This window comes from Chryseobacterium sp. MA9 (assembly GCF_024399315.1).
In the GTDB taxonomy this organism is placed as follows: domain Bacteria; phylum Bacteroidota; class Bacteroidia; order Flavobacteriales; family Weeksellaceae; genus Chryseobacterium.
Genome location: NZ_CP075170.1, coordinates 150,423 through 169,145, shown reverse-complemented (window position 1 = coordinate 169,145; position 18,723 = coordinate 150,423). Strand labels below are relative to the sequence as shown.

The window sequence follows — 18,723 nt, the reverse complement described above, 5'->3', positions numbered from 1 at the left end:
CACAATATAGCATTATTATTCTTTGTGTCCACTATTTTCCACCAATTTATTCTTTGTCCTGCATTGTTTATATAGCCCTCAACTAAATACTGGCTAAAACTGCCTTCAATTTTTATTAAGGAATCGCTCAAGATAGTTTTGTTAACTTTTTTCAAAGTTTTCAAATTTGTCGCAATTGAAAAATAATCATTAGTAATAATATCTGTTTTTCCTTCATTCTCCTTTTTAGGTTTACTACAGGAAACAAATAAAAGTATATTTATAAAAATAAAAATCTATATTTTATTATTTAAGCTTTTTGATTTTTGCCTGTCTTGATGAATCTGTTCTATCTATTAAGCGCGGATAAGCTAATGTATCATTTCTCCTACGCCAGATACCAGGAATACATTTTGCTCACTCCAAACAACAAAAAATCCTTTAAACACTAAGATTTAAAACATCTTACAAAACTATGATGAATTTACACATCTAAAAGCATTACAGCAAATTGATTTAAACGATTCACAAGCTGTCGAAATTTTTAAGGAAACCCACTTTGTAACAGATGAAGATATTACTTTGATGCAGGATATTACATTGTTACCAGACAGAACCGTTCAGGATTACCACTCAACGTATAATGATGTCTGCGATTGGTTCAGACGAGAAAAGCAAGGCAAAGAAGCCGAAGAATCTAAGATAGATTGGGATGATGTTGTCTTTGAAATCGATTTATTAAAATCGCAGGAAATAAATCTTGATTATATTCTAGAACTGATTTTTGAACACAACAAGAAAACCAAAGATAAAGGAACTTTAGTTGAAGAAGCGCGTCGTGTTATTAGAGCCAGTATTGGAAATAGGGCAAAAGAAGGTTTGGTCGTTGATTTTATCAATGAAACTGATTTAAACAGTATACTAGATAAAGCGAATATCATTGATAGGTTCTTCGCATATGCACAAAACAAACAAAAAGAGGAAGTTTCAGAATTAATTACAGATGAAAATCTGAATGAAGAAGCTGCCAAAAGATATTTAGCAACATCATTAAAAAAGGAATTCGCTACTGAAAATGGAACAGAACTAAATGCAATTTTACCTAAAATGAGTCCTCTAAATCCACAGTATTTAACAAAGAAACAAAGCGTTTTTAAAAAGATTATTGATTTTGTTGAAAAATTTAAGGGTATTGGTGGGCAATTGTAAGCATTTTTCTAGATCTTGAATTGGATAAAATATATTATCAAAAATTTTTAAAATCATATGAAAGTTTATGGTTAGATTCTGAACCAACCTGGAAATCTCTTCAAAAAATCAGATTAAATAATGGTCTACTTAAATATACAGTCGATCTTAATTACACCGATGAAATGGGAGTTGACACCAAATTAGCAGCATCAATAAATTCTGTTGGTGGTAACATTGGCCGGTGTATTTACTGGAATCACAAAGGTTATGTACAGGTTTGAGGTGGAGTTTTGGCCAAAGGATCAAATTTTATAAAAAATAATTACACGAGAATCTTAATTTTTAAATAATCAATTGTATTACTATTTTGAGATTAGTTTTTTTTAGGTGAGACTTGAGGTGAAAAGTCAAGTTTAAATTCTTTTCCTAAGCCCTTTCTTATATACATAGAAATATCGCTAATTTTTGCAAGAAAACAATAGTCTTCGATCTGAGTTATTTTGATGACGCTTAGATTTGATTTGAGAGAGAATTCCTTTTTTGAACATAGGCGTTTTGCTTTAAGCTTTAGACCGATAATAAATAATTGGTATTGATATCCAAATATTTCTTCGCTTAAATTTAACTCTTTTAGCAAATCCTCTTTTAAACTTTTCCAATCATTTTTAGCTTTCTCATCAGGTTTATTAAGAACATCTTCTGGTATTGAAAAAAGAAACCTACTATAATGTTTGTAAAATGGTGTTCTTAATTGTTTATCAAAACCTAAATTTTGATAATCTGGATATGTACCAAAATTCGTATTATAGTCATAATCCTCATAAAGATATATACTCGCTTCTAACATGAATAGCATTCTCATTTGTTTATTAACATCTAATGATCTTAGATATTCTAAAAACTCGTCCATTGAAAAGTTATAATATGGGTTCATATATTCTTACAAAAAATTATCACTTGAAAAATACACCACTCTCACTATATTAAAGTGCTTAAGTGATTACTCGTTATTTTATTTGCCATGAAATTAAAAATTATTTTTGTAAAAGGGTTAATTGATAAAATAATTGTGTAATTTGTTTGATTTAGTATATTTGAAAAATTTATTCATCTTTAAAAAATTTCACATGTGTTCATGATGAAAACAAACTTAGATAAAAACTAATAAACTTTTACCATGGAATATGATTATATAATTGTTCAAAGTGTTCTAACAAACGAAAGAGGAAAACATGGTCCTATACACATTAAACCTCTTCCCGGACAAGATCCTTATGATGAAAATATGTATGTGCAGTGTTCAAAAACAATGTCAAATGATTATCCCGTTGGAACAAAATTTAGAATAAAAGCTAAAATTGTTTACCCAGAAAACAAACGACCCTTTATCTCTACACATTATACTTGGGCGTTTGACATTGTTGAAGATTAGTAATTGTAATGTAAACTTTTTGATATGGATAACCTTTTAAAATCATTTAAGTTTGAATCTGAGAATATTATATTGTTTTTAGATTTAAAAAAGGAGATTTCTGATACAGCTATAAAAATGATAATCAGAGCTCGAATAGAAAATAACAATCCTGAGGTTACTATGACTGAATCTTTTAATGGTTCGTCTCATGATATATATCTGAAATATAAAACAGGCTCTTTTTTGTATATTGGATCAAATGATTGGAAAGGTGTCCGCTGGGATAAGTCTAAAAACGAATCTAAGTACATAATTTATCGAAGCATTAGTGAAATGAAGGAAGCTTACATAAAGCAAAGAGAGTTTATTATCCTTATCTCAAATTATTTCTATGATTCGATAAAAAAATTTAAAAACCTAAAGCTTCTTTTTGAAACTCCATTGGAGGATATATATTCAGATGAATAAAATCAGTTATAGAATTTTTAGACTTAAAGGTACTTTTGGAAAGATACTTTTTTAAGGTAAATTAACTAGACTCTCACTAAAATATCTAAAACTCATATACTAATTATCATTTGTACCATGAAATCATCAAATATAACAGCCATACTAACCACACTAATTTCAATTTGTGCTCTCGTTATCGCAACACTTAGTTATCGAAGAGATCGTAATAAGTCAAATCAAGATTTTCTATTTCAAGAAAAAGTTCTTGCATACAAAGAATTGATTTTTCATGTCAATTTTATATTTGAATCATTTTTTGATATAATGGATGAAATGCTAGATCACGAGAGATTCACTATAAAATGGGAAAAATTTTTGAATAAAGAATCAGAATATTATGATAGTCTAGTTGCTGATCTTTATTAATCAATATTCAGAGCTCTACCAATGATTCCGAGCGACATTTACAAAGAACTTATAAAATTCGGTCAAGATTCAACACAATTTATAGATTCTGCATTTGACAAAAATGAAGCTCTTACAATAGAAGTGCATGAAAAGCTTGACAAAAATTTAAGAAAGATTATTAATCTTGTAAGAAAAGATTTAAATGTAGATAATTTGAATCTTTCTTTATCCAATAGATTGAAATAATCGAAGGTGTAAAATTCTTAACTTAATAAGTTGCGTAAAAATCTGTAAATAAAATCTCGGTTCACTTTTTGGAGCATAGTACGACAACGAGAGCGAAGAAAATTTTAATGGTAGTGTCTCACTAACTTTTTAACTTACACAGTTAGTGAGACACTACCTAAAAAATAACTGATAGCATAATTTTAAGTTTTGCGTGCTATTAACGAATAGATTTTTATGAAAATTTCGTTTTGTTTTTCTTTCAGTTCAGTAATTGTTTTTAGTTTTTCATTAAAAGCTTTCAAAACTTCGATACTCATAAGTTTTTCAGCATTAGCTATTTTTGCTACCTGGTTGATGTTATTTTCAATCTTCGCAAAAAGATTATCCTGCTTTTCTATGAATGCAAGTATTTTTCTTCTTTCATCATCAAAAATTCTACTTTCTACTGAATCAATAATTAAACTGCTCAAAGAAATTCCTTTTTTAGAACAGAGTTTTTTCCAATTTTCTTTACGATGTTTTTGGAACCTTATGAAAATACGTTCTTCTTTTCCAGAGTTCTTCATTGTGCTTAATAATTGTTAAAAATTCTGACCCAAAATTAGTATCAAAAACAATAACAAGTCAATAGTAATGAGTACGTTTACCTCAAATAAGGTTATTCTGGAATCACATAGAGTTTCAAAAGATTAAAAAATAATAAATTGGATTATTTTGGAAGCTTAAACCTAATTTCAAGGAAAATAAAAACTAAGTTACGAAGTTTTTCCCATTGCAAAAAAGGCAAGATTACCTATAATATATATACACATCTCCATGGCGATCAAACTTGATTAGTATTTCATCTTTGAGAACACTTGCTGTTGATACTATTGAAGAGGTAATACTATTTCGATAGTTGATAAATAATTAATAGTCAATCAAATAAAAAAAAGAATATTACCTTAGAATCTTATCAATGAGCAAAGTTCATTTTCAAACGTAACTAAAATTAATGATGAAAGCATCTTAAGAATTTGTTTCAATTACGTAAAAAAATAAATTCTTACGTTTGGAGTTTTTTTAGTCTTTTATGCTTTCTAAAGTTGTGTATAAACTCTATTGTAATTATTTACCATTAGTGATAAAGCTTCTCGGTTATAATTGATATAATTCTCAATTGAAATATATTTACTATTATCCGGTACTATAATACCATTATCTAATGTCACAGGTTCATTTGATATCTTTTCATCATCGACAATAATCGTTCTTGTTATAAAATAACATAATCCCATTCTTAAAGCATCCATTTCATTATCAGGAGCAATCTGTATACGAAATATCTCATTGGCAACCTCATTATATTCTGTTGCTGTAAAAAGCTTTGAGTAGGGTTTAATTCCAAGTGAGCATACTCCTCCTGTATAAACTTCAGATTTATTATCTGTATAATCAATAAAAACCTGAAATAAAGGAAGATATCCAGCATTACCAGTTAACAAAGTAAAATATAATGATGTAACTATCGAATCTGGATTATATATATCTACAATTACTTTAAATTTTTCTATACTTTTTTCAAGTTTAGAAAAAACATGATTAATAAACTCTGCCCATTGTGGAGTATGATGAAGGCTTTTTTGACAGTTTACCCAGATTTCTTTTAATCTCTCCTTTTGGATTGATTCTGAGAAACCCACAAATTTATTAAAGCTACCACCATCATAGCCTTTTAATTCTTTTAAGAGTAACTCATTATTGTACCTTGGATCCGTATTAAAGATTCCATATCGGTTTATTGATATGATTGACCATTTTTGTGCTTCTATAATACTTTCAAATTTCTCAGAATAACCAACTTCGATAGTATCAGTATAAAGTCCCATTTCGAGAGATGCTATAAATACTTGTTCTAGATAATCCAAATATTCTTCATTACTTTCAAAATCATCTTTTACCATATCCAAATGCTGCTCCCCATCTAATATATCAATAAAGTTCAACAGTTCTTCTATTGAATATTTTTGGAATGCTGCATTTATAGCAAAACAATATGGAAGTGCCTTATTAATAGGGGCATCCAAATCGATGGCTATATAATCAGAAACTCCCGCTTTTTGTAATTTTTGATTAAGGATTTGGTGTGCTTCCCTTCGTTTCTCGATGGAGTTAAACAAATATAATATTTGTGTAGACATGAATTTTCGGGAGAAAACCCTAGAGGAAATTGGAATTACTTCTTCCATGGCTTCAGGCATATTTGTTTGAGGATTGGTGTAAATTTGTAACCCTTTTATTAAAAAATTTGATGTAAAGCAAGCATGGGAAAAAGCACGGATAATTTCGTTCCAATGAGTGGAAATTATAATGATTTTTATCTCACTATTACGGGCATTATATATTTTTTTAATAAGTTCTGCATATTTAAACACTTCTGTAAATGTTTGTCTAGCCGCAGAATCAGATCTTTTAATTTCTATAATTACAAAATTATTATAAATATCCTTACACAAAATATCAATAAAACCACTGCTCCCCATTTCGTCTGGTAAATAGTGCTCTTTTTCTATAACTTCCAATCCTTGTTCTATGAAATCAGGATGGAGAACCAGCCAATCTCGTATAGTGTGTTCAATTTTCATAAGTCCATTTATTAACAATTACTTTTTTCTCTCGACTTCATTTTCTCTTGCCTTAAATAAAGTGAAAAACAATTAAGATTAAGTTTACAGATTAAAATTAATAAATATTTGGATTAATAAATTTCTAAATACAAAAAAGAATAATCTGGACTAATTTGAAAACTTTGAATAAAGTTTCAACAAAAAACTGAGTTCCGAAGTTTTTCCCCTTTTTGCAAAAAAGGCAAGATCGTCTTTGTAGGTACAACTTGAAAAGTTTGTACGTACAAAGACACATCTTGCCGTTACTTTACATTAATTAAATAGAAATATTTTAGAGCTTTAAAAATATGAAAGTATTATTATTCAAACCACTAGTAATCAATGCTTTAATTTTTACTAAAATAATTTTTACTGCTGAAAGAAAAAAGAGTCGATTGGTAGGAAAGGAAAAAATAGACCGACTTGTATTCTTTTTACTCACGTTGGAGCATAACCTGTATCTATTTACGTACCCTACCTGTGAAGGGTGCGTAAAATAAACACAGCTTGGAAGAAACCTGCGTAAAAATTACACAGGTGTTACAATAAAATGGATGAGGATTACTCATGATTAAATAATAATATTTTACAACTCTCAAATATCACATATTGTGTTAATTATAAATTATAACCAATATAGCATCTACAGGGTGAACATTACATCTTGCCAGGCGTCAAAGACCTATAGGTAGCATTTGTCACTGTAGTTTGCTTTCATGTTGCTTGGTAACCTGTATCTATTTTACGCAGGTGCTACAATAAGGTGGGTAAATTTTACCCAGATAGAAAGAAAACCTGCGTAAAAATTATGCAGGCTACGATCTTTCCATTTGATTTTAGTTGATTTCTGTTAGGGTAACTTTTCGATCGAATTGATTCGGTTTCGAGGACACTCGACTTTTTCTTTTCCTTAACAATTGTAAAGCAGAACTTTTTATTGATGAGTTTCTGATTAGGTTAGAGTAATTTTGATTGAATTGATTCGTATGACTGAGGTTCCGACTTTTTCTTTGACCATGACCCATAGTGCAGGATCAGGCACATAAAACCGGAATGGAAAGCCTTGAAATGGAGGCTCCGAAATCTTTTTGTCCGCAGGATTCAGGAGTTTCTGAAAAAATTATTGAAACCTAGTTGAAAGAATTTTTTGAGATACCCAAAAAGATTTTTTTATGTGAATGATGCTGTTCTAAATTTGCAAAAGTAAAAAGTAACAACAGTTAGAAAATTAAATAGTTTTTTAGCTTTCAAATCACAATAACGGACTTCTCCGCAAAACCAAAGCCGATTACAGAACTGCAAAACAGAATAATTGCACACTTTAAAACAAGAATTCTGTTCTGTAATCCAGTGCTTATGCTGGTGAAAGAAAAAAATGTCCGGCTTATGCTTTAAGTACCCTCGCAAAATCAATAAAGTATGAAAGGCCTAAAAATCAAGATCTCAAAAAGGAAGCTTCAAAGAAAACACTTTTTATGAAGTGAATCTTATTTGTAAAAAAAGCTTAGGAAAATAAAATTTCATTTTCAACCTTGAAGAGATTTTTAAGAACAAAGAAAGAATCAGTTTCTATTTTCTTTGTTAAAAAGAGACATTCAAAGAACAAATATTGATATTTCCCAAGAAGAAAGTGAGTATCAAAATTTAATGTCTAATCAATCTAGAATAGCATAAAGAGTATATCAATTTTGTCTCAAAAATAGTTGCAAGTTGAATACCTTCCAGTTATCAATAAGTGTACATTTATTGAAAAACTTTAAAGATAATTTTAATACGTCAAGTTTTGTCGTTACCAACTCTGATCTTCGCAACAAGAAAAAATAATGAAAAAAGATGAAGATTATTAAGGAAGTCCTGAACTCATTGTTAAGGAACACATCATTATTAATAATAAGTTTTCATACTATGATAAAAACTCAACAGATCCTGCATTATTTAATTAATAATACATTAGATCGTGTTAAAATAAGTTAACACACGACGACACATGGTACTTTTATTATATATTTAACAAAACTATTTATAAATTAATAACCATTAATATCCCTAAGAATACTCAACATCTTTTTACAAATTTTCCAATCCCAACCTAGTTTAATAGCTTATTTTATTAGACAACCTCAATAATATAAACAAAATCAAATCACTACAATGACAGAAAATGAGATCACTGCAGATCCTATTGCAGAAAACACACCCACCCAAACACTTTTCAGATTTGTGAGCTTACGAAGCCCCCAGCTTTCTGATGAAACAGACCAGGATAAAAGGTTTATTTTTTTTCCAGAACAGATGAAGTCCGATACGGTTTTTTATAAGCCGGTAACGGAAGGTACAGGACCTAAACAAAAGCTTTTAAGAGAAAGAGCCGAGGTTTTTAAATCAAATGCTGACCGTATCGAGAGCCTGGCTGATTTTAAAGCCGACTATCCTGAACTGTATGCATTTGCCACTTGGCTGGCGGTCAATAAGACGAGATGCAGTTACGAAGAATTTGAAGCAACAAAACAAGAGATGTTACCACCGGGTTATCCCGCCCCTGAGCTTCATGTTTTATGGAATAACTTAATCTACCAGGTTGTCACACAAGAAAATTTCTATCTCAAGGAGACTCTTATACAAATGCTCCTGGCCCTTCATACGCTTGCTGTTACGGGTGAGAATAATGTCCTGTTAGCCCTTACAGCAAAAGTCGTTCTTCCCAAAGAGCTGATGATGGATGATCAGAACATAGCCACAGCACCTTCCAGCTCTAAGGCCCTGGGTAGGGAGGTTGTGCCCTCTCTTCCTACTGATGATATGAAAAAACAGCAGGAAATGTCTGCTGTAAAAATGAAGCTTAGTAGAATTGAGCTGCTGAACAGGAATCTTTCTGTCATCGTAAAACAATACAATAAAGACTACCAGGCAGAATTTAAAATTCAGAATCAAGCACATCAAGAGAGAGTGATTCCTCTTCTTGAAGAATATAACAAAGCTGTTGCTGATTCTAAACAAGAATATTGCAGCACCAGACCTCCCGGGACAGAATACAACCCTGAAGACCCATGCCAGCAGCTCCCGGCAGTTCCTTTTCCAAGACTGCCGGAGTTCGAATTCAAGTTTAGGGATGAGGTAAGTGCGGAATCGTTGGTAACAGAACTAAAACCGGAAAATTTAGAAGCTTTACTCGATGTCCTGGGATATAAGTTTGATCCCGAAAAAGAGCCGTCTCTACGTTCTGTGGAAGAAAGCATTAGTGATCTTGAATCTGTTTTAGAAGGGAGGAATACATTTGTAGAAATCAATACTGCTGTTGATAAAAATGTCGAGGAACTTAATAACCTAATCGTCCAGAATTTTCAGGGAAATGAAGAAGTTTATAAAAGCATCGGAGGTATTCTCATTCCCGCCTCAAGGACTATTTCTGTTCCATTTACTTTCCAGGTTTGCCCATATTTCATATACAAATGGTATACTCTTAACCTGGCTTTGAATGTTCCGGATTCTTCATGGGATGTGAACTTGTTATCCTATACCCTCACTCCCAATGGATCACCCACCTCAATTGACGGAGACTACTTTGTTAAAACCAGAACGGGAAATACCATTTTCTTAAATGATTTATACAGTCCAGGTGTAGATTTTTATGCCATTCAGGATTCTACCTTAAGGGTTAAAGTGGTGTTTGTTAACGGTAGGGTTGCCGAGTTTACCGTTCCCGGTATTACGGCAAGAGCATGCAATACAGGAGATTTTGTTCTTCAGGTTGAAGAAGGGGAAGATCCTGAGATCATTGACGATGAAAATAACTTTATCCCTTCCGGGTTTGGGTTTAAAAACATTGGTATCGCCGATTATTTAAAGGTGGAGCAAAGTACCCATGCTTATGTAGAGGGCGAAGTTGCCCATATAGAAAACGTGATGGCCAGGGAATACCGCGAAAAATCTACCAGAAGATTAAGAAGAAGTGAAAACACAACCACTACATCATCAGATACGGAACGGGAACAGCTTACGGATACCACTACAGCCAATCGTTTTGAAATGCAGAGCGAGATTTCAAAAATTTTGCAGGAAGCTTCCGATAACAGCACACAATTTGGTGTAAGCGCAGGTTATAGTGGTGGAGGCTTTAATATTAATACAAGTTTAGGCTTAAGTAATGCTCATCAGACATCAAAAGAAGAAAGCACCAGACAAGCCACAACACAGGCTCAGGATATCACCTCCAGGGCGATGGATAGGATTGTAACAAAAATTCATGAAGAAAGAATTGAAAAAATCATTGATGAATTTGAAGAAAATAATTCTCACGGCCTGGATAACAGAAAAGGTGATAAACATGTTGTCGGGGTATATAGATGGGTTGATAAACTCATGAAAAACCAGATCTATAATTATGGCAAAAGAACGATGTTTGAGTTCATGATCCCTGAACCCGCCAGGCTTCATTTATTAGGGATGAAAGAAATAAAAGACCCTGACCAGATGGACTTGATAAAACCTGTTGATCCGAGAGCAGATAGTGATATGCAGATTAGTGATTACAGCGCTTTATCCAATGAGGTGAAATTGAAATACTGGATGGGTAAATATAATGCAGAGCTTGATGAAAAGCCCATGGAGTCTTTTTCCATCACCAAGGCTTTTACGGGTCGGGATCCTGGATTTAGCGGTAAAGATGACGGAAATACCCAGGTCGTAAATGGAAACGGGGAAGTTATTATTCCTGAAGGATATGCTGCTACCAGTGTTGAGTATGTGTTCAATACCTGGCCTCATGGCTTTCTTGGTAACCATGCTGCCTTTATGTCTATAGCGGGTAAAAGCACGTCATGGATCATGAGTACCGCAGATACCCAAAAAAGCGGCACCATCGACGGGTTAAATGTAAAAGATAAACTTGAATTCTCATTTGCAACAGGAGAAAGCCCAATTATGCAGGGGGCTTTAAATATCACGTGCCGGCTTACTCAGGAGGCTAAAAATGCATGGCTGCAAAAAACCTTCAATGCTATTATCAATGCCTATGAAGATGCTCTTATAGCTTACAATAATGCTAAAGCTGAGGCGGATAATAAAGCCGTAGTTATTAAGGATTCAAATCCAAATTTCTACAGACAGATTGAAAATACTGTTTTACGCAAAAATTGTATTTCCTACATGTCTGACAGAGCTGCTGGTTCTACCCATGGATATGGTTTATCCGGACTTACACAGGGAGGCTCATTTAACGATTATGAAACCGTACTTTCTTCAAAACTCGACAAGTACACAGCTTTTGTAAAATTCATGGAACAGGCTTTTGAGTGGGATAATCTCTCTTATTACCTGTATCCTTACTATTGGGCGAACAGGCAAAACTGGGTGGATTTGTATCAGTCAGAAAATACGGATCCTTTGTTTAGAAATTTCCTACAGAGCGGTATGGCTAGAGTAATTGTAACGGTGCGTCCCGGTTTTGAAGATTCCGTTCAGTTCTACCTGGCTACCGGCAAGATCTGGAATGGCGGCGAAGTTCCTGTTATTGGGGATGAATTGTACTTATCGATCGTAGATGAAATGAAAGAACCTAAAGGTAAAAAAGAAGGAAAGGCATGGCTGACAAGAATCCCTACGGCATTAAATATCCTTCAGGCAGAAAGTATTGGTTTAAAAGTAGCGCATGCATTACCATTTACTACAGAAAACCCTGATGATTTTGAAGTGCCGTCAGAAGTAATTACTCCGGAGAAGTTCAATTTTGTACCAAATGATAACCTCCTGGGCGTGCAGCCGGGTGAAGAACAAAAAATCATTACCGGAGACTGGCTGTAAAAAATCCTTTAATTAAAAAATAAAAAGCATGTCCAATATAGGAAAAATTATAAGAGTAAATGCCCTGCCTCCAGCGGGTGAAAGGGAGATTAACGTCATTTACCAGGTAGCGGCATTAGGCTCTGCTACTTATACAGACTATGCCATTGATTCCAATGGAGACTTAAAAACCCATGCCGTGGTTGAAGGATCAATCCCGGTAGAGCTGTCAGACGACCATGTCAGCATTTCAGATCTGGATCTTATTTCAGAAGGAATTACAACCCAGGCGCAGTACAATACCAATACCCGGGAAAGATTAACCCTAAAATTAGATATTCCGGAGGTAGATGGTAATGCCCAGGATTATCCAAAGATCATAGGATTGAATGTTAATGGAGAAGCTGCAAAACTTCCTGCGGGAGACCTGGGCAAGAATATTGCCAATTCATCCCTGACAACAGTGGCCGGAGCCGGGCTTACCTTAGGAGCCAACTGGACGCTCAATACTTCAGGGCTTTATTATTCGATTACAGGACTTAGCGATAAATCCGCAGATACAACATTCAGCAGGATGATGGTTCAGAATGCTTCCGGACAGGTTTCCTGGACCAACGGAAAAAATATAATCTCAAATTATCCTTTATTACTAAACGATACTGAAAAAACAGCATGGAGAAATAATATGAAACTTTCGACAGAAAATTTCTCAACAGGAACTCCAAGAATTGATGTGCTGTTATTACCTTTTATTGATAATACCAAAAACTTCATCCAGTATACCACATTGGTTGGTCTCAACCTTTTTGTTGATAATATTTCACCCAATGCCTATATCAAAATTAAGAGGATTAAAGATGTAAACGGAACTAACCTTCCTGTTCCTGAAGAGTATAGTGTAGATAATTTTACGGTGATGCAGAATTTCCCTAATAATCTCAATTTCGGAATCAACTGGAGTACAAAGCCGGAAGGCTATTATCAGGTATTTGTAACACATAATGGGTTAACTAATGTCAGCTCACCGGAATTGGTTGTAAAAGCAGGCCTGACCTATAGTCAATTTAATGGTATAGCCAATTGGGTTATCAACAGTGGCTCAGGAACGATAAATGATACTGCGGTTGCTTTAGGATTGCTATGTAATACGACCTCCGACTACCTTATATCTACAAGTGATATTAATTCAGGATTTATGGTTTCGTTCGCTGTAGATAATGCACAAGGAAATAATGGAGCTAATTTCGTTACCTGGTGGCAATGTGGGTTGATCGGTGATGATAACGTATTCTATGGAGTCGTATATGCGGGAGTTTCTGGCGAATGGAAAATATATAACGGTCCTAATTTAACACTTACCCGAAATGATACAATTCATATCGCCTACTACAATGGGGTCATATATGTAATTGCGGAAGGCAATGGCCAAACGTATCAACAGTTTAACAGTTCTTATGACCTCTATCCCAGAAGGTTTATGGCCACAAGAGGCGGCGGGGGGATAGGATCATTAAGTATGACGCTAATAGGGAAAATATTATTGTCTTAACACATTAAAAAAAATAAAATCATGAACGAACATTTAATTATACCTCAAAACATTCAGGAAGTGCTTAATAATATCGAAGGGACTTCTTTAGGCCTTGCAGAACTACCAATGCACGCACATCCAATCCTTTCCCAGTTTGATAGAAGTATCCGTGTACTGGACATTGATGCTAAATCTGAACAGCAGTTTATCTATTTCAGATATGAGCAGGTCTTGAAAGATAAAGAAAGCGGTGAAGAGCTGAAAATCTCTTTGCCGGCTCCGGAATGGGTGATCTACAAAGAAACGACGAGCTATCTTCTTGATGATGAATTCAGTAGCCCGATAGAGCTTCCGCTAAAAGAACCGACAGAAGATATGACCCATGACAAGGTAAAAGTACCGAGCTATAAATATATGCTATGGCTCTTGAAAAACAACAAAGTCAGATTTTTAGAACTTTTGACCTATTATCTCCAGGAGTTCGCGAAAGCTCACAAAGATGAACTGGATAAACTCTCATAATTAAAATAAAGGCAGAGCCTGAAAACTCTGCCTTTTTAATCTTAAAAATCACAAAATGAGTTTAGATCTTTTAAATAGTAAAGGAAGGGGGAATCTAATTGGTTCTAAAGTCCTTTCAGAAGATGATATACAAAATGGATTGCTTGGTAAGCAAAACTTCTTCAATAGTAAAAAAAATACTTTTGAAGAAATCAGTGCATTTAAAGACAGTCCTTTTGGACAGTATTGGGAAAAAAGATTACCGTCATTTGCATTAGCCGATTATGGACCTGCAAGAGTCTTCAATGAAACAAATTTCAGTATTATTGATCTCCCTAAAAAGTTCAGTTCTGCATTGACTTCATTTTACAACAATTCTATAAATGAAAACTGGGATGATATAAAGTTTGTGGTATATGCTAATCCTGACGGACAGGAAATTCTAAAACAATATGCTAATCCGGACTTTAAACCAAAAGAGAATGAGGTTATGTTTTTAATAGAAACAGATGATGGGAGATTTGATTTTGGAAGAATTGTAAGGGTAAAACTTGGTATAAAAGCAGTACAAAAACTAAATCATCAGTTCCCATTATTAGGGCAAACAGATGCGGAAGAACTAACAGCAGAATTTTTAAAAAGGCCCTTTGAGTTAAAAAATGATTCAAGTTTAGAATTTGCTGCAACCAGTAAAGAAACGAAACTTAATACCGGTGAATTAAAAAATCTTTTAGCAAAAGCTATAAAATATGATTACAAACAAAAGAAATTTGATGACTTATCATGGTTTTTACTTTTTTTACAAGGTGAAGAGTATATTGGTTTAAATACTCCTAAGAAGATATTAGAAATCTCTCAACAGATGAGATTGAAAAAATATGAAGAGGAAAAGTTTTGGAATGCATTATTAGAAAAAGGTTTTACACCAGCCTTTCTACCAAATGTTATAGTTCCGCAAAATAGAGAAGGTATAAAAGAATCAATAAAAGCAAAGCTAAAAAAGCAGATTGAAAACATCACAAAACCAGAACAAAATGATGTAATTATAGAGAAGATCTTTAAAGAAATATTAAACAATGTTTTATTATATTTGTTTGATAAGTTTTCTTCCTTGATAGATAGCGGGTTAAAAATACTGGATGATATTTTACCTGCGGGAGAAATGCTTAATGAGATTTACAATCTCAATGCTTTTTTAGTTGGTCTTTGGAATGGATGTATAGAGTTTGTTGCCGGAATTGTAGATTTAGTCTCTTTACTAATGATTATTGCAAGAGATGGAATTGGCTTTGCGCTGACAGATGCATTAGGAGAAGCTTTCGAAAATCTTTTAAATGAAATTGTTTATAATTTTGAAGATTTTCTAAAAAAGCTATGGGAGAAATTTCGGACTGCAATAAAAGAATTCCCCGATTGGTATTTAAAGTATGGTAGTAATCAATATTTCCGGTATAAAGAACTTGGAGAGCTGATGCCAGACATTATTACTCTTTTAGTTCCGGCATTAAAGGCTGGAAAAGCAAGCAAGATTGCAGAGGAAGCTTCTTTATTGAAAAATCTTTCCAAAGCTGAAAAAGAGTTAGCACTAGAAAAGCAAACTCAAAAATATCTTGAAGGTTATTATGAAACTTTGAGGAAAGAATCTGATGATTTTTCTAAGAAACTGGAAGGGAAAACTGCGGAAAGTGAAGTTAAAGAAGTTTTTGATGATGCCGAAAATGAATTAGATGAAATAGTTAATACTAAAATCTTTGAAAAACTAAAAAAGTTTAATTCAATCACAAATAAATATCCAAATGATCCAAATCCTTTAGATGGGAAATTTTATGGCATTGTACAAATTGATAATGGTTTGCTAAGAATTGTAGATAAGCTAATTAATTATGAAGATGTAGATTTTGTTATTACAAATAATGGAGAATTGAGATTAGGGTTCAGACATGTATTTCTTGCGAATGAAAACGAAATAATAGCTGCAGGTGGCCTTACTGTAAGAAAGGGAACTGTAAAGAAAATTACAAATTTATCAGGTCATTTTTGGCCAACTTTAGATGAGGCACACATATTTCCTGATATTTTTGAAACATTAGGAGTAAACTTAGATAAAGCTTGGTTGCGTATAACCTATGAAAGTAAAGAATCACTTGACGGGACAAAAACTATTCAAAAAAAGATAAAAAAATAATTATTATGAAGGCATTAGATATTATTGATCAAATACAAAATAACAATCAAGATCTAAACGACTATAGCACATTTTTTAAAAATCTTGATAAAAAAAGCAAAAAAGAATTTTGGGTTGAATCTTTTTCAATTGATAATATACTTTTAAAAGAAGATCTATTTATTGGTCTACCTGAGATCTGGATGAACTTTGATAAAGAGGATTGGATAGATGTTTTAAAAGAAAACTCTCCAAGACCAGTTATAGAGAAAAATTCTGATTCTAGAATTTGGGATATAAATAATTTCAAAGATTTAATAATATTAAATAAATATTTTAAAATTAATCCTTTCGATTTATTATTGGAAAATAAAGACCAACTTACAAAGACTGATTTAAAAAGTTGTTTTAATTACGGAATTTTATTAAGTGGATTATTTTATGATCCCGAAGATTATATTATAGAATTACTTGAAGATAGTAATTTAAAATATTCTGATCTCAAAGAAAATTCAAATAAACTAAAATTACAAGGCTGCAAAGAAAGACTTGACAATCCTGATTTATTAAAAAATTGGTTAAATGAAAAATTAGAATTCTTTAATTAGAACTAGTTTGCTACAGAAATTGTTTTTTATAAGTATGATTCAGCAGGCATAGTTGGCTTTGCGCTGACAGATGCATTAGGAGAAGCTTTCGAAAATCTTTTAAATGAAATTGTTTATAAATTTGAAGATTTTCTAAAAAAGCTATGGGAGAAATTTCGGACTGCAATAAAAGAATTCCCCGATTGGTATTTAAAGTATGGTAGTAATCAATATTTCCGGTATAAAGAACTTGGAGAGCTGATGCCAGACATTATTACTCTTTTAGTTCCGGCATTAAAGGCTGGAAAAGCAAGCAAGATTGCAGAGGAAGCTTCTTTATTGAAAAATCTTTCCAAAGCAGAAAAAGAGTTAGCACTAGAAAAGCAAACTCAAAAATATCTTGAAGGTTATTATGAAACTTTGAGGAAAGAGTCTGATGATTTTTCTAAGAAACTGGAAGAAAAAACAGCTGAAAGTGAAGTTAAGGAATCTTTTGATAATGTAAAAAATGAATTAGATGAACAAATCCCGACACAAAAAGAAATTTTAAAAAATAAACTTAAAATTAAATATGAAAATAATGTTAGAAAATATTTTTATGAAGACGTTGAAATGGGAAGTGCCAGTATCTCTAATGGGGGATATCTTTCTTTTGATATTAATATTCCTAGAAACCTTCAAAAACAAAAGTTTAGCACAGAAATTATTGAAGAATCCATCTCTTTTTTTGAAAAACAAGGCAAGATGGTAAATGGAATTCAGGCAAGATGGCTATCTGCAGCAAAATATGAAAATGGAGTTTCAACAAACTTAAAATCATTTTCCTTTGATTATTTAGATAATCATCTATCTAAAGAAATTTCTGCATTTAATACTCCTACTGGGAAAATAGCTAAGAAAAATGGATTTACAAAAGTATTAATTGATGACTGGGATGTTCTCGACCTGGGAGGTAATAGACCTGCCGAAATATATTGGATTGAATTGAAATTTAAAAAACCATAAAAATGAAAAAATTATATACATATGATAATAAAAGAATTACTGTTTGTAATGATTTTGAATTAAAGTTTAAGAGCTTTTTATCTTTTATAAAAAAAGATGATGAAAAAATATATTTACTCCTAATCAATTCTTCTGACTTTAATATAAACAGGGAAGTACTTTTGGAAAAATTCCAAGGATTTTTTGAGAATTGGTTAAAAGACCATTTTGCCCTAAACCAACCTCTATCAATTAATAGTTTAGAAATTATTTTTAATGAAATTAAAATGACCGATAATAGATATGAGGAATTTTTTTCATATTATAATTTCTATAAAAAATTATTTGACTCAAAAGATATGAATTTGTTTTTTTATGATTCACAATCAAAAACACCACATGGACATTTTAAAAAATATTTGAATGAACTTTAAATTTTCACGTAAGTTTTTATAATGTCTTTTATTCCACTCAAAAATAAAGCACAACGGTTTGCTTCATTAATCCGTATATGAAATTTGAGCGTAAAAAAGATTTTTGTTAGAGAAAAAAATGAAATTTAAAACAAATATTCAAGCTCAATTTGAAAAAGTTCAGGGAATTTGGTTTGAAGTAGAAGATAAGATAAAAAAAAGACAAACCAATCGAGTTGTTTTACATCTAAAAATTTGGGATGGCGATATAGCAAAACTCCAAAAGCAGTTTTCAGATTGGCCTATAGAAGGACTGGAAGAAGTAATGTATATAACCAAAGAAGGAAAAATTAACTATTTAACGATAAAAAAGTAAAAAATATGTCGCTTACTTATTACTTAAAATTTAAAAGAAAAGTCGAAGAGAAAAAAAATTAGCTGATTTAATCG

Annotated in this window: 13 protein-coding genes and 1 pseudogene; 11 read left to right on the top strand and 3 right to left on the bottom strand. The window is 32.3% G+C overall.

Annotation, left to right across the window (positions count from 1 at the left end; translation table 11 throughout):
- Positions 1-438 precede the first annotated feature (438 nt).
- Positions 439-1,188 (top strand): annotated as a pseudogene (locus tag KIK00_RS00750) (type I restriction endonuclease subunit R); the annotation flags it as partial.
- A 355-nt stretch (positions 1,189-1,543) separates the two neighbouring features.
- Here KIK00_RS00750 and KIK00_RS00745 read toward each other — a convergent pair.
- The gene (locus KIK00_RS00745) at positions 1,544-2,080 is read right to left on the bottom strand and encodes a hypothetical protein (RefSeq protein WP_255814664.1); all 537 of its coding nucleotides are present in this window, start codon (positions 2,078-2,080) and stop codon (positions 1,544-1,546) included.
- Positions 2,081-2,347: 267 nt separating this feature from the next.
- Here KIK00_RS00745 and KIK00_RS00740 point away from each other — a divergent pair, with 267 nt between their 5' ends.
- On the top strand, positions 2,348-2,602 hold the full coding sequence (locus tag KIK00_RS00740) for a hypothetical protein (protein ID WP_255814663.1): 255 nt from the start codon (positions 2,348-2,350) through the stop codon (positions 2,600-2,602).
- A 24-nt stretch (positions 2,603-2,626) separates the two neighbouring features.
- Positions 2,627-3,052, top strand: a complete 426-nt coding sequence (locus KIK00_RS00735; protein WP_255814662.1) for a hypothetical protein — start codon at positions 2,627-2,629, stop codon at positions 3,050-3,052.
- A gap of 818 nt (positions 3,053-3,870) precedes the next feature.
- On the opposite strand, the gene KIK00_RS00730 is transcribed toward KIK00_RS00735, so the two are convergent.
- Positions 3,871-4,236, bottom strand: a complete 366-nt coding sequence (locus tag KIK00_RS00730) for a hypothetical protein (RefSeq protein WP_255814661.1) — start codon at positions 4,234-4,236, stop codon at positions 3,871-3,873.
- Between the two features lie 513 nt (positions 4,237-4,749).
- Positions 4,750-6,294 (bottom strand): endonuclease NucS domain-containing protein, encoded by a 1,545-nt coding sequence (locus tag KIK00_RS00725; RefSeq protein WP_255814660.1) that lies wholly within the window; start codon positions 6,292-6,294, stop codon positions 4,750-4,752.
- A gap of 2,172 nt (positions 6,295-8,466) precedes the next feature.
- Between KIK00_RS00725 and KIK00_RS00720 the strand changes: the two genes are divergently transcribed.
- From KIK00_RS00720 to KIK00_RS00685, 8 genes are all read left to right on the top strand, one after another.
- Positions 8,467-12,114, top strand: a complete 3,648-nt coding sequence (locus KIK00_RS00720) for a hypothetical protein (protein WP_255814659.1) — start codon at positions 8,467-8,469, stop codon at positions 12,112-12,114.
- A 28-nt stretch (positions 12,115-12,142) separates the two neighbouring features.
- Positions 12,143-13,642: a hypothetical protein gene (locus KIK00_RS00715; RefSeq protein WP_255814658.1), complete on the top strand. Its 1,500-nt coding sequence runs from the start codon at positions 12,143-12,145 to the stop codon at positions 13,640-13,642.
- 21 nt (positions 13,643-13,663) lie between these two features.
- Complete coding sequence (locus KIK00_RS00710) at positions 13,664-14,146, top strand: hypothetical protein (RefSeq protein ID WP_255814657.1); 483 nt, start codon at positions 13,664-13,666, stop codon at positions 14,144-14,146.
- Positions 14,147-14,201: 55 nt separating this feature from the next.
- Entirely contained in the window at positions 14,202-16,310 is a 2,109-nt protein-coding gene (locus KIK00_RS00705; protein ID WP_255814656.1) for a hypothetical protein, read from the top strand.
- Positions 16,311-16,315: 5 nt separating this feature from the next.
- Positions 16,316-16,897, top strand: coding sequence for a hypothetical protein (locus KIK00_RS00700; RefSeq protein ID WP_255814655.1), 582 nt, complete (start codon positions 16,316-16,318; stop codon positions 16,895-16,897).
- A gap of 240 nt (positions 16,898-17,137) precedes the next feature.
- The gene (locus KIK00_RS00695) at positions 17,138-17,881 is read left to right on the top strand and encodes a hypothetical protein (RefSeq protein ID WP_255814654.1); all 744 of its coding nucleotides are present in this window, start codon (positions 17,138-17,140) and stop codon (positions 17,879-17,881) included.
- Between the two features lie 2 nt (positions 17,882-17,883).
- On the top strand, positions 17,884-18,294 hold the full coding sequence (locus KIK00_RS00690) for a hypothetical protein (protein WP_255814653.1): 411 nt from the start codon (positions 17,884-17,886) through the stop codon (positions 18,292-18,294).
- Positions 18,295-18,412: 118 nt separating this feature from the next.
- Positions 18,413-18,649, top strand: a complete 237-nt coding sequence (locus tag KIK00_RS00685; protein WP_255814652.1) for a hypothetical protein — start codon at positions 18,413-18,415, stop codon at positions 18,647-18,649.
- Positions 18,650-18,723 lie beyond the last annotated feature (74 nt).